Here is a 22420-nt window from a genome sequence, read left to right as displayed (position 1 = left end):
AATTATATTTTACATACACTATTGTAAAAACAATCTATAATTATGAAAAAAATTTCTTTCTCAGGACTAGTCTTAATCTTGTTTTTAACCAGCTGTGCTAATAAATACAATTTATTATCTCCTGAAAATAGAGCATTTACAACAAGTAATAAAGACGGAGAAATTGAACTATCGTATGACTATGTACCTTTAAGAAAGAAATATGCTAAAAAGTCATATAACACAGGTGTTAAAATAGCCGCAGTTAAAATTAAAAATTCTTCTTTAAAAACCATTACTTATGGTAATGACTTTAAAATTACTACTGCTGCGGGTGATGAGATAAATGTGCTTACATCAAATGAAACTTTTTCAAATCTTAAGCAAAAACCCGCTTCTCATTTACTGTACTTATTACTTTCTCCACTTCAGTTACAAAGTACAAAGACAGAAAACGGAATAACCTCTACTGAAAATATTTTTCCTATTGGATTAGTTATAGGACCTGCAATAACCATAGGAAACTTTATTACAGCCAAAAATGCAAATAATAAATTTGAGGGTGAATTAAATAAGTATAATATTTATAAAGCCAAAATTGAATCTAATGAAACTAAAACATTCTTAGTTCCTGTTAGAAGTTCCAACTATCCTAATTTAAAAATTAAACTTATCAAATAGTATTTTATAAAAATCACAATAAATTAAATCATGAAAATTAAATTTTTATCACTTTTATTAGTTTCTTCAGTTTTATTAACCAGCTGTGCAAGTATTGTTAGTAAAAGTAATTACCCTATTTCTATAAATAGTGTACCTTCTAATGCAAAAATTACCATTACTGATAAAAAACAACAAATTATATATACAGGTAATACTCCTGCAGACTTAAAATTAAAAGCTAGTGCAGGTTTTTTCTCTAAAGCTTCTTACTTAGTAAAATACGAAAAAGAAGGTTATGAGCCTAAAATTGTTCCTATCAACTTTAAATTAGATGGATGGTACATTGGTAATATTTTATTTGGAGGTTTTATTGGTTGGTTAATTGTAGATCCTGCAACAGGTGCCATGTACAAATTAGATACTCCTTTCTTAAACGAAACTTTAGCAAAGAAAAATACTACAGCTAAAGTAAAAACTAACGACCAAGGTCTACAAATTTACTCTATAAATGATATCCCTTCTGAATGGAGAGGACATTTAGTAGCTATATCTGAATAAATTATAAATTTTGTGACATCTTAAAAAAGTGAAACAATAATTAATAATAAAAAGGTAGTGGTTTACAATCACTACCTTTTTATTTTTTGTATGATATATTTAAAAACAGCAGAAATATCTAGAAGTTTTTAACTTCATCAATAAAAGAATTTCTCAAGCTACCTCCTTATTTTATACAAGGTAAAAAATAACTCAATAAACACAAAACAACTCCATCTATACAACTACAAAAAAAGAAACCAAAACTGGATTAAGATTGTTGATTACGTTTATTAGGATTGATAGTGTAAAGAAGGCTTTAAGAATACTATCGTCTATTTAACTGTGTCTTTTCTCAGTTAAATTCTAGGTGAATTTTTCTTAGTATTGCGAGCTAAATTTCAATCGCTTTTTTATAGCATGATAAAAAAAACCTTTTTTATTTTTTCCTTAATACTCGGAATCAACACCTTACTTGCTCAAGAAAGTAAAATTTCTTTTTTCAAAGAGAACGAGATAACCGTTTTAGAGAAAAAGATAAAGCAAAATATTAAACTAAAAACTAAAAGCTTTAAAGGTTCTGACTACGCTAAAGAGAAAAAAAGAACTGTAAAAAACATTACAGAATACTTTAGCCAAGCATTAGAAGATAGTATATATGTACATAATCCATACTTTGAAGCTAAGGTTCTCAGAGTTGTTGAAAATATATACAAAGCCAATCCTGAGTTAAAAAATCCTAATAATATATTCTTACTAAATAGAAGTTTTACGCCTAATGCTGCCTGTTTCGGAATTCACACCTATGAATTTAATTTAGGATTATTTGCTTTAATTGAAAATGATGATGAGCTAGCATTTATTATTTGCCACGAGATGGCTCATCAATACTTAAAACATTTAGAAAAAAAGATTGAAGACAGAAATAATACATTCAACAACGATGAGCTAGAGAGAAAAGTAACAGCTCTAAAGAAAATAGACGGTCCTAAAAGCTCTAAAGCAATTAAAATACTAAAAAACATTGCTACAGATCTAAGTGATAAATCCAGAGAATTTGAAATTCAGGCAGATTCTTTAGGGTTGATATACTACCAAAAAACGATGTATAACCCTAAAGCTCCCAATACTTTATTACAAAAACTGGGAACCTTAGAAGAACGTCTTTTTTCACATAAAATTAATTGGAAACAAACTTTTGGGATAGATTACAAAGGTTACGTAAACACCAATACAATGTTTAAAAAAAGGGTAATAGATGCTGATTTTAAAATCGATAAAGATTCTATTAGAACCCATCCTCACACCAAAACAAGAATACAAAAATTAGGTTTAGAAAACCAACATATAGAAATAGAAAACAAACTTAATCAAGAGCAAATAAAAGCATATTCATCTTTAGGAGAAATACATTTTAGTTTGGTAAAACCCTTTTATATATATACACTTTTACATGAGAAGTTTCCAAATGAAAATAATCATACAAACAGGCTTATTGAATTAATCGACGAAATATATAAGCGTAAAAAAAACCATACTTTGGGAAAGTACATCCCTCCTTTTATCAACAACTATTCAAAAGAAAAAATATACAATGACATTATTCATTTCCTGTATGAGTCTGAACTACAACAACTAAAAAACATTCAAATCTATTTAAAACAAAAATTATAATTATGAAAAAAATAGCAATTGCTTTACTAGTATGCTTAGGGACTTTATTTAGTTCTCAGGCACAAGTGAAAACCTTAACAGATTTAGCAGATTTCGATTCCAAAAGTTTTGGAATTATGATAGCTAAGGACAAAAGTGTTCAAGGTTATTTTAATTTTTATGAAGGAGCAAAATTAAAAAAGAAACAACGTGAATATGTTTTAGAGATTTTAGATAGTAACTTAAATACCGTGGTTACTAAAAAAATGGTTGATTCGAAATATTTAACTGTTGAATCTGCTATTTACAATCAGAAAGAATTAATGGTTCGTTTTTACAACACTAAAGAACAACGATACAAATTTGTTGGATTCGATAAAGATGGTAATCAAACCAGAAGCCATACCATTCAATTATCATCAAAAGATATTGCGCTAGAAAATGCAATGTCTAAACAAAATATGTTTACTCAATTCTATAGTATAGACAATAAGGGATTCTTATTCTTACGTTTTTCTTGGGAAAAGAAAAGAGGTTATAAATTACACTTTTTCCCTACAGATGGTAGCAATGCTTGGACAACCGGAACTCCTAAAAAATCTAAACTCCACGAATTTGCTAGTTTCTCTAGTGTAGATGAAAAAGGGATTTCTTTGTATACTTTTTCAAAAAAATCAGCACTAGGAAAGGCTCGAGTTCATGTAAAAGTTTTAGATCCAAAAACAGGAAATGCTATCTTAGACTTAAATAATTCTGAAGCAGAGATTCCAAAATTGTTAACTAATACTTACTTTGGTGATGATTCTTTTGTAAACATTGGAGAATATTTTTCAACTGGTGAAAACCCAATTAAAGATGCAAGTAATGGAATGTATTTTGACAGATATGATTATTCTGGAAATTTACTATCTACAAAACAAGTTAGTTGGGATACCGATATGTTGGGTAAATTTAAAGTAGAAGGTGATAAAAAAAATAGAAACCACCTTTATTTCCACGATGTAATAAAAACTAATTCTGGAGAATACTATGCTGTTGCTGAACAATATAAAAAATCTGCAAGTGCTGGTGGAATTATGGCGAATGTATTAGGTGCTGCTGCATCAGTTGCTACAAGAGGGTCTGTACACATCTCTGCTGCTAATACTAAGTTGACGATTACAAATTCAGAAATTATTCATTTTGATAAAGATTTCAACTTAAAAGAAATTACTGAATTCCCTAAGGGAAAAACTAGAGTTGGTTGTTTAGCTGATTTTGGAAGTGCTCCTGTAAATGCACATATCATAAATCAATTAGGTGATTTTGATTACAAATACACTCAAAAAGATGTTGCCAAAGATAGGTTCTACTCTATGTTTATTTATAAGGAAATAATTGATAACGCAAAAGATAGGTATGTTTTAAAATCTATTAACTACAACCAAGGGAAGTTATCCGAAGATAAGATTTACTTAAGTAGTAAAAAAACAGCCTCTAGAGTTTACCCTGCAAAACCAGGATATGTTTTACTTTCTGAATACAACAAAAAAGAGAAAACATTGAACCTACATTTAGAAAAATTAAACATAGAGTAATCTCATATATAGAATCTTAAAACCGCTTCTTAAAAGAAGCGGTTTTTTTTACATTTAGTAGGTAAATTTATTGTCATGAAAAAAACACTCTTTGTTAGTTTACTCTCAGTTATTTTAGCTGGTTGTTCCGAGTTAATGTTAATTAAAAATTTAGCTCAAAACGGAGCTACACCTAAAGAAAATTTAGTTTCTATAAAAGTTGATGACTCCTTATACAAATCCTCTAAAGAATCAATTTTTAAGTGTACCTTATGTGAATATGAAATGATTTCTAAAAACAATCAATTTATTTTTAATAATCTCAAGGAAATAAGCACTAATAATAATATATCGAATTTCCATTTTTTTGAAATTAAGCACGACCTATCTAAATACAAGGGTTTTAATGACGAAATTTTATTAAAGTCTAATGAGCATCATCAGGTAGCGGTAAAAGAAAATAAAAAACTTGTAATTAAAATTACTCCAAAAAACGTAAGGTATTCTTTTTCTTCTCCTTCAATGGGACCTAATGGTATGATAGGCGGCTATGAAAACTTAAGTTATCAATATTTAATAGAGGCATTAAATGTAGAAACTAATAAATTAGTTTGTAAAGCTACGTATCAAATTAACAATCCTACAAAACGTAAACTTAAACAGTTTACTGATGAACTTTGGTTAATGATTGAAACCGATTTATTAGAGCAATAGTTTCTTGGATTTATATATCTTTAGGTATATGAAATACACACCCATCAACTCACAACTTTTTACAGAAAACAGACAGCGTTTTACAGAGAAAATGGAATCTAATTCCATTGCTTTTTTTAACGCCAATGATATTTTTGAAACGGGTGCCGATAGTACCTTACCTTTCCACCAACATAGAGATATTTTCTATCTAAGTGGTGTAGACCAGGAGGAGTCTGTTTTAGTCCTTTTTCCTGATGCTAAAAACCCTAAGTATCAGGAAATATTATTTGTAAAAGAAACTAGTAAATTGATTGCTATTTGGGAAGGAGAAAAGCTAAGCAAACAACAAGCAACACAAGTCTCAGGAATAGAAACGGTGTATTGGCTATCTGAAATGGATGCTGTTTTACCATTGTTAATTAATGAAGCTAAAAACATTTACATTAATGAAAACGCCCATAGACGTGCCCCGCTTGAAATGGAAACTCGAGAGGATCGTTTTATTAAAAAGCTAAAACTAGAGTACCCAAAGCATACTTACAAAGCTTCTTTTGATATTTTGTTCGAATTAAGAGGCATCAAATCAGCAATAGAAATAGCATTAATTCAGCAAGCTTGTAACATTACCAAAAAAGGATTTGAACGTGTTTTAAACTTTGTAAAACCAACTGTTTGGGAATACGAAATTGAAGCAGAATTGATTCATGAGTTTATTAGAAACCGATCTAAAGGTTTTGCATATACCCCTATTATAGCATCTGGTTATAGTGCTTGTGTATTGCACTACATAGAAAATAACAAGCAATGTAAAGACGGTGACTTAATTCTAATGGACACTGCTGCAGAATATGCCAATTACTCTAGCGATTTAACACGAACCATACCCGCTAATGGTCGTTTTACAGATCGTCAAAAAGCTATATATCAATCGGTATTAAATGTAAAAAATAAAGCCACCTCTATTATAAAAGAAGGCTTGGAATGGAAAGACTACAACAAAGCAGTAGGTGAATGGATGACAGAAGAATTACTGAACCTTAAATTGATTGACAAAGTAGACATTCAAAACCAAACAGAAGAACAACCTGCTTTTAGAAAATACTATATGCATGGAACGTCCCATCATTTAGGTTTAGACACACATGATTACGGAGATTTTCAATCGGCTATGAAAACCAATATGGTGCTTACTGTAGAACCAGGTATTTATATCCCCAACGAGAAAATTGGAATTCGTTTGGAAGATAATCTTGTGGTTCAAGAAAATTCTCAGCCTATTAATTTAATGAGTACTATTCCAATAGAAATTGAAGAAATTGAGGACTTAATGAACAACGTTTAGACGTTTTATTGGTATAATGATATATAAAAGATATTGAAATTTCACAAAACACTACTTTAACAAAAAACACTACACAACAATCATTTTAATTTAAAAATAATAATAAAATAGTTGATTTAATGAATATTTAATACTAAATTAGGATTCTCACTAAAATCAACATAATTATGGCAATTAAGAATTTTAGAGCTCCGAACGCACCAGCGGAGGTTCTAGCAGATAGAATTAGAGTATCCGACTACATGGTATCAAGAAATAAATTGATTACATTTTCTCCCGATTTAAAGATTGTAGAAGCCATGCAAATTTTGGTTACAAAAAATATATCAGGTGCTCCTGTAGTAGATGAAAATGATCATTTATTAGGAATGATTTCTGAAGGTGATTGCATGAAGAAAATAGCCAATAGTAGATATTACAACATTCCATTAAACGATCAAGTAGTTAAAGAGTATATGGAATCTATTGTGGAGACTATAGAAGGAGATAACAATATTTTTGATGTTGCACATATGTTTTGTACATCAAGAAGAAACAGATTTCCTGTAATGGAGTCTGACAAAGTAATTGGACAAATAAGCAGAAAAGATATACTTAAAGCTGCTTTAGAAATGAAATAACAAAAATATAGTGCTACCCCAATAAACTAAACTGCGATTATTTCAAGAAGAGTCTGTGTTATTAAAAACACAGACTCTTTGCATTTTATGAATTTATTAATAATAAATACAAAAATCTACACTAAATTTAACTATTCTATTTTTTCAGGGTCTAAAAAACAACAAACTATAGTATTTATTGATAATTTTGGTTGAATGCAAAAATCTCTACTCTTATTTCTTTTTTGTATAATTTCATTATCTGGTTTTTCTCAATTAGATGATACGCATTACTTTCCTCCTTTAACACAAGAAGGAAACAACTCTATAAATCAGCAATCCTTTTATTTATCTACTCCAGAAACCACTCCTTTTGATGTCACTGTATATAAAGGAAATTCTACTACTCCTCTAAAAGTTCTTACTGGACTTTCTAATACAAGTTCTATTAGATATGATTTAACTGATGGAACAAATAACATCAGTATTGTGGATGAATTTCATGTAGGTGTGGTTATTAATGATGGTGGTTTAAGATTTGTTGCTGAAAACGGCGAAAAATTTTACACCAATTATAGGAGTAAGTCTGGTGCTCAAGCAGGTTCTTTAACTTGTAAAGGAAAAAGAGCATTAGGAACAGACTTTAGGTGGGGAGGTATTCCCAGTGTAACCAGTAGTACAGCTCCTGCAGCATACAATGCAGCATGTATTATGGCATCTGAGGATAATACTACTGTAACAATTAGTGGTTTTGACCCTAACTGTACTTTTAGAAGTAGAAGCAATGAAAATGGTTTAAGCGACGATGTTATTCAGATTACTTTAAATGCACACGAATCCTTTATATTAGAAGCTGTTCTAGCCCCTAGTAAGCCCGCAAATTTCAATGGTTGGTTAGGAGCAAATATTTTATCAAACAATCCTATTGCAGTAAGTTCAGTTGGACTTACCGGATTAAGTGGAAATAGTAGAGATGTTACTATGGATCAAATAGTATCTCTAGATGTACTGGGTAAAGAATATGGTTTTATTAGAGGTAACGGAGCAGATGCCTCTGAATTCCCCCTAATTATTGCCACAGAAGACAATACTAGAGTATCGGTAAATGGTGTCTTTTATCAAACAATTAATAATGGTGAATCCTTGCAAATTCCTGGTAATTTATACTCAGGTTCAGTTGCTGGAACTAACCTTTTTGTAGCAACGAATAAAAAAGTATATGCTTTTCAGTGTTTAACAGGAGAAGCTGGAAAAATACAAACCATAGGAATGAATTTTATTCCTCCATTGGTCTGTTTACTTCCTACTTCTTTCGATTATATTTCGGATATAGATGATATCGCAGGTAACCCTTCCGATGCATCTGCAATTACATTAATTACAGCTACTACATCACCAGATTCTGAAATAAAAGTTTATCAAAACAATATAGAAATAAGCAAACCTACTTCTTTAAATTTCAATGGTACGTCAGAATGGAAATCATTTTTTATAGACAATCTTACTGGCGATATAAAAGTTGAATCTCCTGGAAATATTGTTGTTGGTTTCTTTGTAAACGATGGAGGTAATGCCGGTTATGCTGGTTACTTTTCTGGATTTGATGAAGTTCCTGAAACCGATGTAGGTTTAGCCATTAAAGGAGAATGTTTACCCGATGGAGAGCTAAAACTTGTAGATACTTTACAAACTAGTTACCAATGGTATAAAAACGGAGTAGAAATAACAGGAGCTACCTCTTATAAAGTACAAATGGATGGTGTAGGTGAATATTATGCCGATATCTTTACCAAAACAGGATGTGTGTATAGATCTGAAAGTATAGATATTACAGACCCTAACAGAGAAATTCTGTTTAATAATTGTACCTTAAAAACTAAAGACTCTTTACAAGAAGCTTATCAATGGTATAGAAACGATACGCTACTAGTAGGAGAAACCAAGTTTACTACCGTACCTGTTATTCAAGGAATCTATCATGCAGAAATGACCACTAAAACGGGTTGTATTTACAAAACAAACAAACACAAAACACTATTTGACGTTGCCACTCCGGAAATTGACACCACTTATGTAGGCACAGGTTGTATTTCTGATGGAGTGATTAAATTATTTAAAAACGACCCTACAAACTATTATACCTATCAATGGTACAAAGACGGTAGTATAATTCCATTAGAAAACACCAAAGAATATATGGTATCTACTACTGGAGAATACTTTGTAGATATTACCAATCCTGGTGGATGTACCATTACTTCGGATACCATTACAATAGAACATCCTAATTTAAATTTAGAAAGAGACCTTAGCTACGGCTGTGCTCCCAATGGGAATATTAAAGCTGTAGATAGTCTTCAGGGAACATACAACTGGTTCAGAAACGGTAAAGCTATTTTAGGAAGCTCAAATTTTAAAATAAATCTAGACTCCATAGGTTCCTATTATGCAGATATTATAACGCATTATGGTTGTACTTACAGATCTGATACTTTAGATGTTATTCACTGCTATGATTTAGAAATAAATAAAACGGCTGATAAAACCGAAATCTTAGAAGGAGGAGACGATTTAACTTATTCGATTACAATTTTAAATAAAGGATATTTACCTGTAACTGATTTAAAAATTGCCGATATAATACCCAATAAACTTATTTTTAAAAGCTTTGTTGCTTCTATAGGAACATGGGGAGCTCCTTATTGGGAAATAGCCAAGCTAGATTCTGGAGCAATGGCTTCTTTAACTTTAAACACAACATCTTTAGTAGATAATTTAGACACAGAAATAACAAACACTATAACCTCAACCCAAAATGAAGTAGACAGCAATCACTCTCCCGATGATCTATCAGAAACTGTTGATATATTGAATGGTCAAATTGAAATTAACGCTGTAAGTGCAGCGTTGGTACGTCCTTTTAGAATTATTAAAGGTGACATTTTAAATTTTACATTTTCTATTAGAAATATAGGCGAAATCCCTCTTAGCAACATTCAATTAACCAATAATCTATTTCCTGTAGAACTAAACGCAAATTTTGTTAGTGGAGATACAAACAATAATAATGTTTTAGACTTTAATGAAACATGGATTTATGCAGCTCCTTATGCTATAACTCAGGAGCAAATAAACAATCTAGAGGTAGTAAGCACCACTTTTGTAAACGGTTTACAACCCAATACTTTTACTCAATATCACCAGTTAGATTATACATATCCTATAGACCCTGAATATGTAGTGCCTTACATAGATTTAGAAATTAATGTAACCGGTAATGGCCCTAATATCTATATAGAAGACGATGTGAATATTCAGCTAAAACTAAGTTCGGACAATACTGCTAAAACAAAAGACATTGTTATAGCTGCATTATTGCCTTCTGGTCTTGAATATCAGGATTACTCTAGTAAAGAGGGTACATACGATCCAGATACTGGAAATTGGAATATAGACCTATTGGAAAAAAACAACACCGCAACTATAAATTTAAAAGCTAAAATGTTATTTGATGGAGACCATACTTTTACAGCAACTATTGCAGATGCCTTTAGTATAGATAGTATTCTGCCTAACAATACAGCCAGTATCAGTTTTAAACCTATCTGTTACCAAGTATTTAATGAATTTTCTCCCAACAATGATGGCATAAACGATAAATTAGTAGTTCAATGTTCAGAATATACAGATCAAATAAGTTTAAAAATATTCAATAGAAATGGTGCTTTAGTTTTCCAAAGTAACAATTATAAAAATGAATTCGATGGAAGGGGTAATACAGGTATTTACATAAATAAGAATAAAAAACTTCCTAATGGAACTTATTTTTACATCATAAATTCAAAAGATGGTTCTGGAGAAAAAAATGGTTGGATTTATATAAATCGATAAAATATTAATTGAGCAAACAGTATTGTAAGTCTAGCACGTTTTTTGATATATGTTAAAATAGTCCAAAAGAATATCTGTATTTTTACTTGAATTTAATATTGATATTTTAGCTTTGTTTCCGCCTTTGGAAAAGATATATTATAATGAAGAAATTAATTCTTTTACTACTTTTTTTAGTTTCCTGTTTAACTTATGCACAGTTAGATGACACGCATTATTTCCCTCCTTTGAAAAACAACTATACATCATTTGATGTAATAGATAAACAAGCTTTTTATTTTTCTACACCTATAACTAGTAACTTTGATGTTTTTATATATAAAGGTACATCTACAACACCTTTAGATACTATAAAAGGGTTATCTAATAGTAATTCAAAAAAATATTTTGTAGCTGATGGTACAAATGACATTACTGTTGCATCAAATACTTATACTGGTATTCCAATTACCAACAGCGGATTACGATTTGTTTCTAATGGAGGAGAAAAATTTTATGTAAATTATAGATGTAAGTCTGAGAATCATGCTGGTTCACTAACCTGTAAAGGAAAAAAAGCTCTTGGAAAAGATTTTAGATGGGGTGGAGTAGCAAGTAACCATAGAGAATCAATTTTAACAAACAATTATATTAGTTTTACAGCAAGCGAAGACAATACCATAGTCACCATTAGTGGATATGATAAGAACTGTGTTTTTAGGAGACAAAATAATGATTCTGGTATATCTGATGATACCTTTGTCATAAACCTTAATAAAAATGAGTCATACGTATTAGAAGTAATTGCCAATATTGGAACAGCTAATTTAAAAGGGTGGTTAGGAGCGAAAATAACAGCTACAAAACCTATTGTATTAAACTCTGGAGCCTTTACCAGCTTAAAGAATGGTTTAGGAGATATTACTATAGATCAAGTTGTACCGACAAATGTAATTGGTCAAAAATATGGTTTTATAAGAGGTAATGGTAATAACATTTCTGAGTTTCCTATAATTATTGGAACAAAAGACAATACGCAAATTTTTGTCAATGGTACACTATTCAATACCATTAACGATGGTGATTATTTAGAAATCCCAGGTAGTTTTTATTCTGGAACAAGAGCTGGAGCTAATTTAATAGTTGAAGCCAATAAAAAAATTTATGCTTTTCAATGCCTTACTGGAGAAGCTGGAAAAATTCAGACACTTGGTATGAACTTTATACCTCCTTTAGTCTGTTTACTACCTAAATCTTTTAACCATATTTCTGAAATTGATAGTATTGCAGGAAACCCAACCAAAGCATCAGCAATAACAATTATTGCATCTTCTGATACTTCAGACTCTGAAATCAAAGTTTTTCAAAATAACTCTGAGATATTAAAACCCCGAAAACCTGACTCTAGTCCATTTATTGGAGACAATAAATGGAAATCTTTTTTTATTGACAACCTAAAGGGAAATATTCGAGTTGAATCTACTGGAAATATTGTCGTTGGTTTTTTTGTGAATGATGGTGGTAATGCAGGATTCGCTGGATATTTCTCTGGTTTTGATGAGGTTCCCAATAACGAAATAGAATTAGCAGTAGAAGGTGAATGTTTACCAGACGGTTTTATAAAAATAAAAGACAGTTTACAACCTGCTTATCAATGGTACAAAAATGGTACGTTAATACCAGGAGCAACGAACTTTAAAGTTCAAATAATAGGGGCTGGAGAATACTATGCGGATATAGAAACAGCATCGGGTTGTATTTATAAATCGGAAAGTATTGATATTACAGATCCCGATAGAAGAATACAATACGATACTTGTATTCCTACTAGAATTCTTACCACTTTGGAAACCAGTTTATCGGGTTATCAATGGTATAGAGATGGGGTTCTTTTACCTGGAGAAATTGATTTTAAAGCAGATGCAAGTATTCCTGGAACTTACTATACAGAATTAATAACATCCGCTGGCTGTGTTTATAAATCCGATGACTATATTGTTCTGGATGATATTCCAGATTCCACTATAGATTCCACATACATAGGTTCAGGTTGTGTAAACGATGGAGTAATTAAAATCTTTAAAGACGATCCAACCAACTACTATACATACCAATGGTATAAAGATGGTAATAATATTGGTGGTGCAAATTCTAAAGAATATACCATTACAAGTTTTGGTAAATACCATACAGATATAATAACCCCAGATGGTTGTGTCATTATTTCTGATACTATATCTGTCCAAAAACCAAACCTTACACTTGTTCGTGATTTAGTATATGGTTGTGCTCCTAATGGAAACTTAAAAGCTGTTGATAGTCTTCAAGGTAGCTACCAATGGTATAGAAATGGGATTGCACTACCTAGTGCTAATAATTTTAAGGTAGATTTGGATGAAATAGGTTCTTACTACGCAGATATAGTTACTCCTTATGGATGTACTTATCAATCTGAAAAATTAGAAGTTATACATTGTTACGATCTAGAAATAAACAAATCTGCTGATAAAACTGAAATTCTAGAAGGAGGAGATGATTTAACCTATTTTATTACCATTGAAAATAAGGGTTATTTACCTGTTACTAACCTTAGAGTTACAGATATTATTCCTAGTAGGCTCAGGTTTAAAAGCTTTGTGGCTTCCATAGGCAGTTGGGGTTCTCCTTTTTGGACAATGGCAAATTTAAATCCAGGAGAAATTGCAGAATTAACACTTAATACTACTTCCTTAGTAGATAATAATACAGATTCGATAACCAATTTGATTAGCTCATCGCAAAATGAAATTGACAGTGACCATACACCGGATGATCTAACCGAAACAGTAAACGTATTAAACGGTCAAATTGAAATTACTTCTGTAAGTGCTGAATTGGAGAGACCCTATAGAATTATTCGAGGTGATATCCTAAATTTTACTATTACTATTAGAAATGTGGGTGAAATACTATTAGACAATATAGACCTTACAAATAGCTTATTCACATCAGACCTTAACGGATACTATACAAATGGTGACACAAACAATAATAATATTTTAGATTTTAATGAAACTTGGACTTATATAATACCTTATAACATAACTCAAGGACAAATAAACAATTTAGAAGTTCTTAGTACCACTTTTGTTGATGGTCGCCAACCTAATAATTTTACTCAATTCGATAAATTAGATTACACCTATAAAATAGACCAAGACTTTGTTGTTCCTTACATAGACTTAGCTATTGCTTTAAGTGGAAATGGCCCTGGTGTTATGATTGATGAAACGGTGAATATAGATCTTAACTTAACTTCAGATCATGTGTCGGATGTAAATACGCTAACAATCCATGCTCCACTCCCTTCTGGTTTCGAATTTTTAAGTTATAATAGTGAAGTAGGTACTTATGACGAAACTACTGGTATATGGACTATTAACACTCTAAAAAGAAATGCCAATACTACCTTAAATTTAAAATCTAAAATGCTATTAGATGGTGAACACACCTTAAACGCAGAAATAGGTACTTTTAATGAATTGGATAGTATAACTTCAAATAATGTTGCCAGTATAACCATTAAACCTGTTTGTTACAGAGTTTTTAATGAGTTTTCTCCTAATGGTGATGGAATAAATGATAACTTAGTAGTTCAATGTACTGAATTAGGCAACAAAATATCTCTAAAAATATTTAGCCGATTAGGTGCTTTGGTATTTGAAAGTATAGACTATAAAAACGAATTCGATGGTTCTGGAAATAAAGGAATTTACATCAATAAAAATAGACGTCTTCCTAATGGAACTTACTTTTATGTAATAAACCCAAATGATGGAACTGGAGAAAGAAATGGTTGGATTTATATCAATAGATAAAATGAAAAAAATAGGCCTTATATGTTTTTTATTACTGTCTATTAAATCTTTTGGACAGCAAGAAACTCAATATACTCAATATATGTACAACCTATCCAGTATTAACCCTGGAGCATTAGCTATGCATAATGAGTTTAAAATTTTTGGTAGTTCTAGATACCAATGGGCTGGTGTTAAGGGTGCTCCTTTAACACAATTCTTAAGCATAGAAAGCCCCATAGACTTTAACAATCTAAGCCTTGGAGCAAATATTATAAGCGATAGAGTTGGTCCCTTAACAGAAACCGAATTTGTTGCCAATGTAGCTTATCAGGTTCCTCTTTTTGAAAAATACAGAAAATTATCCTTAGGTTTAAGAGTTGGTGGTAGGTCTTTTAATATTGATTGGACCAAAGGAGATTTTGAATTCGATGACCCAGTCTTTAGGCAAAATGTAAACGAGTTTGTAATGACTGTTGGAGCAGGAATTTACTATGAAGGTAAACATCTTTTTGGTGGAATTGCAGTAAACAATTTACTACCCAACAAAATTAAATCTATTAACCTTGCCAACGAGGTTCCTCATTACAACATTATTGGTGGGTATAATTTTATTGTTAACGACGATTTAAGTGTTAAACCGATGCTCTTTACCAGCATTGTAGATGGAGGTGCTTTAAAAATCGAAGGTTCAACCACGTTTAATTATCAAGAAAAATATTTTGGAGGACTTTCGTATAGGTTACAAAGCTCGATGGGATTTATTTTTGGTATGCAAGTAACTCCTAAAATTAGAGTGGGTTACTCTTACGACGTTTCTTTAGCCGAAACTAGTGGTATTGGAACAAGTAGCCATGAATTACTTGCTGTATATACCTTTAAAATACTTAAATACAAGAGAGAGAATAGGTATTAAAAAGACCTCCATACTTATGGAGGCCTTTAATTTATCAACTCTTATATCCTTAAAAGTTTACTATATATAACGTATTTCCATCAATATTTTCTGGAGTCTCTGTATTAGAAATATATTTTTGATTTGTAGCACTAGCATCTCCTGTCCAAACTGCAAAATCATCATCATTTAATACACCAATCGTATTAGAATTGATTAACCAAATTCCTTCTAATTTATCGTGAGGATAATCCCCTAAAGTAGCCACTAAATCTACAACCAATGTCTTTGTAACTGGTTTAATTCCTGCAGACTCTAATTCAGCCCACGTATTTTGTTCAATTGTTTTCCCATTTACTAACTTACCATCTAATGAATCTGATGTATCAGAAACATCTGTAGCATTTGTAATATCTATTTTATAGATGTGCTTTTGAGCATCTGGTGTAGACTTTGTAAAAGCTCCGTCTCTTTCTACAATTAAGAATTCTGTACTGCTTAAAGCTACAATCTCCGAATTAGAGTTTTTAGCTTTATCTTGTTTGTGTAAATACTGTTTAGTTGCCCCTGTAGCAATGTCAAAAGTAACGATTCTTGTAATTGTAAAATCAGCAACCTCTGCTTTAGAAGGATTGTATAAAGTAGACTGCATAATTCCTACTAGTGTTTTCTCATCTGGAGTAATTGCCAAACCTTCCATTCCTCTGTTTGCCCATCTTCTTTTAAAAACAGCAGGCAATTTTCTTGTTCCTTCTCCAATTCCTTTAGGGCTTAATCTTTCTAACTGTTTTCCTTCTGCATCGAAATGTGCAATATGTGGTCCGTACTCATCAGACACCCAAAAAGAACCATCTTTTAAGGCTACTAAACCTTCACTATCTAATCCATATGGGTCCGTGTCTAAAATAGTTGTTTGGTCATCCGCATAAGCTATTTCTCCTGTTGCACCAAAACCAGCCGGATTTGGTCTTCCGCTAATTACATTTCCAGAAGGATCCTTAAGTAAAATATCCTTTATTTTAGCAATTGTTCCATCAGAATTTAACTTAAAATGTCCAATTCTTGGAGTGTAATCTGGTGTTGGGAAAATTTTATTTTTTCCAAACTTAATATTAGCTCCTCTGTCTGTTAAAGCATAAAATTCTCCTGCGTTTCTTGGGTGTGCTGTGGCAGCAGAACCATAACCTCCGTTTCTTACTTCTACATTATCATCTGTAGTTTTTAACACCGTGTAAGGTAGTTTAATTCCTTGATTAGACACTTCTGGAAGTTCCCATGGTTTTGCATCGTTGTCATCGGAACACGCAACAAAAGCAGTAGTAATTCCAGCAAATAAAATTGATTTTAATAGACTAGTTTTCATTTTAGTAAATATTAATTTTTGATGAAAATAGCCTAGCCATGTTAGCAAACATGACTATCCAATCTTATAATTATATCAATAAAAAAAGTATTTTATTTAACCTATTAACATTAAAATAAAAAACCCATTACAAAACTTAACTTTGTAACGGGTTTAAAGAAAAATATTTTTTGGAACGTTAGCTTACAAATTCTCCATTTCCAACATTATCTTCAGACGGTGCAATAAAAGATAATTTACCATCCTTCGTATCGGTCATTAAAATCATTCCCTCACTTTCTACACCTCTTAATTTTCTAGGGGCTAAGTTTACCAATACAGATACCTTTTGTCCTACAATATCTTCTGGCTTGTAACTTTCTGCAATCCCAGAAACAATCGTTCTAACATCAATTCCTGTATCTACTTTTAAGACCAATAATTTTTTAGCCTTTGGCATTTTTTCAGCTTCTATAATCGTTCCAGTTCTTATATCTAATTTGGTAAAATCTTCAAAAGTAATCGTATCTTTTTGTGGTTCTACAACTTTAGCCTCTGCCGCATTCGCTAATTTGGTAGCTTCTAATTTATCCAACTGAACTTGAATATCTTTGTCTTCTATCTTAGCAAATAATAGCTCAGATTTTCCTATAACATGTCCAGCAGCTATCAATTCGTCTTTTACCTCAACATCGTTCCAAGAAACATCTTTAATACCTTGCTTTAAAATACCTTTTAACTTTTCAGAACTAAATGGTAAGAAAGGTTCAGACAATACAGACAATGCAGAAGCTATTTGTAAAGCCACATACATAATTGTCTTAGTTCTTTCTTCATCTGTTTTTATCAATTTCCAAGGTTCTTCGTCTGCTAAATATTTATTTCCTAAACGAGCCAAGTTCATTAACTCCGATAAAGCTTCTCTAAAGCGGTAACGCTCCATAGATTTAGAAATGGTATTTGGAAACTCTTTTACCTGTGCCAATACATCTTCGTCTAACTCAGATAAAGTCCCAGCAGATGGTACCTGTCCATCGTAATACTTATTTGTTAGTACCACTACCCTATTGATAAAATTTCCAAAAATAGCAACTAACTCGTTGTTATTTCTAGCTTGGAAATCTTTCCATGTAAAATCATTATCCTTTGTTTCTGGAGCATTTGCAGTTAAAGCGTAACGTAATACATCTTGCTTTCCTGGGAAATCTTCTAAATACTCGTGTAACCAAACCGCCCAGTTTTTAGAAGTCGATAATTTATTTCCTTCTAAGTTTAAGAACTCATTCGCTGGTACGTTATCCGGCATAATATAATCTCCATGTGCTTTTAACATTGCAGGAAAAATTACACAGTGGAATACAATATTGTCTTTTCCAATAAAATGAACCAATTTGGTGTCTTTATCTTTCCAATACGGTTCCCAATCTTTTCCATTTTGTTCTGCCCATTCTTTAGTAGAAGAAATATATCCAATAGGGGCATCAAACCAAACGTATAATACCTTTCCTTCTGCTCCTTCTACTGGAACAGGAATTCCCCAATCCAAATCACGAGTTACGGCTCTTGGTCTTAAACCATCGTCAATCCAAGATTTTACCTGACCGTATACATTCGGTTTCCAATCGTCCTTATGTCCTTCTAAAATCCATTCTTTTAAATAAGCTTCGTGCTTATCTAAAGGTAAAAACCAGTGTTTTGTTTCTTTTACTGTTGGAACGTTTCCTGTAATTGCAGATTTAGGGTTAATTAAATCCGTAGCGTTGTGAGATGTACCACATTTTTCGCACTGATCTCCATAACTCTCCTCGTTCCCACATTTAGGACAAGTTCCAATTACAAATCTGTCTGCTAAGAATTGATTTGCTTCCTCATCGTATAATTGTGCTTCTACTTTTTCTACAAATTCTCCTTCGTTATACAACTTGGTAAAAAACTGAGAAGCTGTTTTGTGATGAATGTCTGCAGAAGTTCTTGAATAATTGTCGTAAGAAATTCCAAAATCCTGGAAAGACTTTTTAATAATCCCATGATACTTATCTACTACATCCTGAGGTGTAACACCTTCTTTTTTTGCTTTAATTGTAATAGGTACACCGTGTTCATCAGAGCCTCCAACAAAAGCTACATCTTTTCCTTTGTTACGTAAGTAACGTACATAAATATCAGCAGGTACATAAACCCCAGCTAAGTGTCCAATATGAATAGGACCATTTGTATAAGGCAAAGCTGTAGTAATGGTATATCTCTTAGGATTGTTCATGGGTTCTTAAATTTTAGATGGCAAAAATACAATTATGAATGGAAACTTTACAAAATAGCTAGTTGAAAGATTGTTTATTATAGTTTTTGTATTTTGGAAAAAATAAAAAATAATATGAAAAGTTCATTAATACAAAGTCTTACTGAAAACTTTGAATCAATAGTAAATAAAACATCTGATGGAGTTGAATTTTGGATGGCAAGAGATTTACAACACTTATTAGATTACAAAGAATGGAGAAATTTTAATCTTGTAATTAGCAAAGCAAAAACTGCTTGTGAAGTTTCAGATGAAAAAATTGATGATCATTTTGTTGACGTCAACAAAACGATAAAAATGCCTAAAGGAGCAGAGAAACTTATTCCTGATATTATGCTAACAAGGTATGCTTGCTACTTAATAACGCAAAATGGTGATCCAAGAAAAGAAACTATTGCTTTTGCCCAAAAATATTTCGCAGTTCAGACAAGAAAAGCAGAACTAATAGAGAAAAAAATATTAGAACATGAAAGAGTTCAAGCAAGAGAGAAGTTAAAAGCTACAGAAAAAGAACTATCTCAAGTAATTTTTGAACAAACAGGTGGTAATCAAAATTTTGCATTGATTAGAAGTAAAGGTGATATTGCTTTATTTGGAAAAAACACTCAACAAATGAAGACCAAATGGGGAGTTTCTAAAAGTAAACCATTGGCCGACTTCATGCCTACGATTCTTCTTAAGGCAAAAGATTTCGCTACGGAGATAACAATCTTCAATGCTCGAGAAAATAGCATGAAAACGGAGAGTCAAATTTCAAGAGAACATGTTACCAATAATACATCAGTAAGAAAGACACTTATATCGCGTGGTATTCAACCCGAAAACTTAAAACCTGAAGAGGATATTGCAAAAGTTGATAGGAAATTAAAAAGTGATGAGAAAAAGAATTTGAAAAACCCAGACAAATTAAAGTAACTTTGCTTTGCAATTATCGAATTCAGTTTATGAAATCTATCATTCAATTCATTCTCTTTTTTGTGTCTATTTATATGAACGCTCAAAACATAACCTTCTCACAACCAGACTATCTAAAACAAGGCGATTTAATTCTAATTGTGGCTCCTGCTGGTGTAGTTAAACAACCAGAAGCTATTTACAAAGCCAAACAAACTTTTGAGAGCTGGGGATACAAAGTAGAAATTGGTAAAAATGTATTTAACAACTACCATCATTTCTCTGCAACAGATGAAAAACGCTTAGAAGACATGCAATGGGCAATAGATCATCCTAAGGCAAAAGCTATTTGGTGTGCAAGAGGTGGTTATGGCTCTGTAAGAATTATAGATCAATTAGATTTTAAGAAATTCGCTTTACGTCCAAAATGGATGGTTGGTTACTCGGATTTTACTGTGTTTCACAACAAACTACATAATTTAGGTTTTCAAACAATTCATGCTCCAATGCCTATAAACTTTAAAGAGTTTTGGCCAGAAATTAAAGAAAGCATGTTGCAATTAAAAAAGATGCTTATAGGAGAGCTACCTAATTACACCGTAAAGAAAAACGAAAAAAATATTGTTGGTAACTGTGCTGGAGTTCTTGTAGGTGGAAATTTAACCATCCTAGAAAACATGATTGGTACGGATACTTGCTTTTCTACCAAAGGTAAAATTCTTTTTATAGAAGAAATAGGAGAGCATAAATACCATATTGATAGATTGCTAAGAGCTTTGGATAGGAAAGGATATTTTAGAGATTGTGACGGTTTAATTGTAGGTGATTTTACCAATATCAAAAAAAATAGTCCAAGCTTTGGACAAACCCTAGAAGAACTTGTTTTAAGTATTGTAAAAAAGTATAAAATACCTGTCTTATTCGACTTTCCCGCAGGGCACGAAAATAAAAATATGGGCTTATTTTTTGGGAAAAAAGCCCATTTAAAAGTCACTCCAGAAGGAGGTACACTCACCTTTCACTAAATCACTTTTCATAAGCATTAGATAAATAGTAAATGTTCTTCATCTCCTTCGTCTAAAAAATAAGGATAAGACTCTCTTTCCTCGTCTGACTTAATAAGATGACCAGGAGTACTGTTGATTTTTGTAAGGATAAAATTTTCCATAATTTCTGATTTTTAATTATTGTTTTTATTGATTTATACAGTTTATTTGACGTTTTCAAAAACTATACCTTTCTATATAAATAGCACTGGATCGTCATCGTCTTCTTCTGTAGAATTATTATTCTTTTGCTTTGGGAAAAAAGCCCCAGTAGCGTTTTCTATATAGTTACTTATTATTTTCTCTAGTTTTTTATTTATTCTTTTTAGCTGCTGCTGTATAGTTTTCATTTTGTTTAGTTTGTTCCAATAAAAAAAGACGCTTTTAGAGCGTCTTTATAATTCAATTGGAATATGTTAGTTTATCTACATATAATCTGATTTATAAAGACGAGATTTTACATGTTTGACACGCATAATCTGAATAAAACAAGGTGTAAAACCCCCTGTACATGCTAATACCGATAATCCTAAATGTTTGTTCATTGTTCTATTATTTAATGTTCCTAAAATATGCTAACAAAAAAAGCGTCCCTATTGGGACGCTTTTTGTTATTTTTTGTTCTAATTTCTTATGCTCTACTAAATGAAATTACACATATAACAACGTCCCTGTAGTTATGGCTTTACCCATAATCACTTGGCGTAAACACTTCTTAGAAGTTGTAAACTGAACGTTATGTAAATTTTGTGCTTTCATTTCTAGTACAAACTTGAAACTTTTTTATTTGATAGCCAAATATTTATCTCCAAAAAATTAATTCTTAACTTTAAATTAAAATGGCGAGTCACAACGAACTTGGAAAATTGGGTGAAGATATGGCTTCTGAAGACCTACAAAATAAGGGGTATCAAATCTTAGAAAGGAACTGGAGGTATTTAAAAGCAGAAATTGATCTTATTACTCTAAAAGACAATACACTGGTTATTGTAGAAGTTAAAACCAGAACCACAGACTTCTTTGGAAACCCAGAAGAATTTATTTCTACAGGCAAAAAAAGACTACTTATAAAGGCTACCGATGCTTATATACAAGAAAGAAATTTAGATATAGAAACTCGGTTTGATGTATATGCCATTGTTAAAAATAAATACGAAACTAAAACCAAGCATATAGAAAATGCTTTTATGGCGTTTGAATAATAAGCATTACA

General features: G+C 31.5%; 17 protein-coding genes. 13 read left to right on the top strand and 4 right to left on the bottom strand.

The features are described 5' to 3' along the window. Window positions 1–42: 42 nt before the first annotated feature. From ACXHHC_RS11020 to ACXHHC_RS10975, 10 genes are all read left to right on the top strand, one after another. The gene (locus tag ACXHHC_RS11020) at window positions 43–660 is read left to right on the top strand and encodes a hypothetical protein (RefSeq protein ID WP_458226434.1); all 618 of its coding nucleotides are present in this window, start codon (window positions 43–45) and stop codon (window positions 658–660) included. 30 nt (window positions 661–690) lie between these two features. Further along, the gene (locus ACXHHC_RS11015) at window positions 691–1200 is read left to right on the top strand and encodes a PEGA domain-containing protein (protein WP_458226433.1); all 510 of its coding nucleotides are present in this window, start codon (window positions 691–693) and stop codon (window positions 1198–1200) included. 399 nt (window positions 1201–1599) lie between these two features. Further along, on the top strand, window positions 1600–2853 hold the full coding sequence (locus ACXHHC_RS11010; RefSeq protein WP_458226432.1) for a M48 family metalloprotease: 1254 nt from the start codon (window positions 1600–1602) through the stop codon (window positions 2851–2853). A gap of 2 nt (window positions 2854–2855) precedes the next feature. Then, entirely contained in the window at window positions 2856–4409 is a 1554-nt protein-coding gene (locus ACXHHC_RS11005) for a DUF6770 family protein (RefSeq protein ID WP_458226431.1), read from the top strand. 75 nt (window positions 4410–4484) lie between these two features. Continuing rightward, a complete protein-coding gene (locus ACXHHC_RS11000; protein WP_458226430.1) occupies window positions 4485–5102 on the top strand; it encodes a hypothetical protein in 618 nt (205 codons plus the stop codon). 28 nt (window positions 5103–5130) lie between these two features. Further along, window positions 5131–6426: an aminopeptidase P family protein gene (locus ACXHHC_RS10995; protein WP_458226429.1), complete on the top strand. Its 1296-nt coding sequence runs from the start codon at window positions 5131–5133 to the stop codon at window positions 6424–6426. Window positions 6427–6593: 167 nt separating this feature from the next. Then, window positions 6594–7046 carry a CBS domain-containing protein gene (locus ACXHHC_RS10990; protein ID WP_458226428.1) on the top strand — a complete coding sequence of 151 codons (453 nt, stop codon included), beginning with the start codon at window positions 6594–6596 and terminating at the stop codon, window positions 7044–7046. 195 nt (window positions 7047–7241) lie between these two features. Further along, complete coding sequence (locus tag ACXHHC_RS10985; RefSeq protein ID WP_458226427.1) at window positions 7242–10916, top strand: T9SS type B sorting domain-containing protein; 3675 nt, start codon at window positions 7242–7244, stop codon at window positions 10914–10916. Window positions 10917–11059: 143 nt separating this feature from the next. Beyond that, complete coding sequence (locus ACXHHC_RS10980) at window positions 11060–14752, top strand: T9SS type B sorting domain-containing protein (protein ID WP_458226426.1); 3693 nt, start codon at window positions 11060–11062, stop codon at window positions 14750–14752. Then, window positions 14709–15647 (top strand): PorP/SprF family type IX secretion system membrane protein, encoded by a 939-nt coding sequence (locus ACXHHC_RS10975; protein WP_458226425.1) that lies wholly within the window; start codon window positions 14709–14711, stop codon window positions 15645–15647. The genes ACXHHC_RS10980 and ACXHHC_RS10975 overlap by 44 nt, the downstream gene beginning before the upstream one ends. A gap of 49 nt (window positions 15648–15696) precedes the next feature. Here the strand turns inward: ACXHHC_RS10975 and ACXHHC_RS10970 are convergent, their stop codons facing one another. Next, the gene (locus tag ACXHHC_RS10970) at window positions 15697–16989 is read right to left on the bottom strand and encodes an esterase-like activity of phytase family protein (protein ID WP_458226424.1); all 1293 of its coding nucleotides are present in this window, start codon (window positions 16987–16989) and stop codon (window positions 15697–15699) included. Window positions 16990–17167: 178 nt separating this feature from the next. Further along, window positions 17168–19228, bottom strand: a complete 2061-nt coding sequence (gene metG / locus ACXHHC_RS10965) for a methionine--tRNA ligase (RefSeq protein ID WP_458226423.1) — start codon at window positions 19226–19228, stop codon at window positions 17168–17170. A gap of 93 nt (window positions 19229–19321) precedes the next feature. On the opposite strand from metG, the gene dinD reads away from it, so the two are divergent. Continuing rightward, a complete protein-coding gene (dinD, locus tag ACXHHC_RS10960; RefSeq protein WP_458226422.1) occupies window positions 19322–20182 on the top strand; it encodes a DNA damage-inducible protein D in 861 nt (286 codons plus the stop codon). 29 nt (window positions 20183–20211) lie between these two features. Next, entirely contained in the window at window positions 20212–21186 is a 975-nt protein-coding gene (locus tag ACXHHC_RS10955) for a S66 peptidase family protein (RefSeq protein ID WP_458226421.1), read from the top strand. A 17-nt stretch (window positions 21187–21203) separates the two neighbouring features. Here the strand turns inward: ACXHHC_RS10955 and ACXHHC_RS10950 are convergent, their stop codons facing one another. Both ACXHHC_RS10950 and ACXHHC_RS10945 read right to left on the bottom strand, forming a co-directional pair. After that, window positions 21204–21329, bottom strand: a complete 126-nt coding sequence (locus tag ACXHHC_RS10950) for a hypothetical protein (protein ID WP_458226420.1) — start codon at window positions 21327–21329, stop codon at window positions 21204–21206. A 72-nt stretch (window positions 21330–21401) separates the two neighbouring features. Further along, complete coding sequence (locus ACXHHC_RS10945; protein WP_458226419.1) at window positions 21402–21557, bottom strand: hypothetical protein; 156 nt, start codon at window positions 21555–21557, stop codon at window positions 21402–21404. Window positions 21558–22046: 489 nt separating this feature from the next. Between ACXHHC_RS10945 and ACXHHC_RS10940 the strand changes: the two genes are divergently transcribed. Beyond that, window positions 22047–22409 (top strand): YraN family protein, encoded by a 363-nt coding sequence (locus ACXHHC_RS10940; protein WP_458226418.1) that lies wholly within the window; start codon window positions 22047–22049, stop codon window positions 22407–22409. The last annotated feature ends 11 nt before the right edge of the window (window positions 22410–22420 follow it).

The sequence above is a fragment of the Wenyingzhuangia sp. IMCC45574 genome, assembly GCF_054182685.1.
The sequence above is the reverse complement of the archived record's forward strand: the minus strand, read 5'-3'. Positions and strand labels throughout refer to the sequence as shown.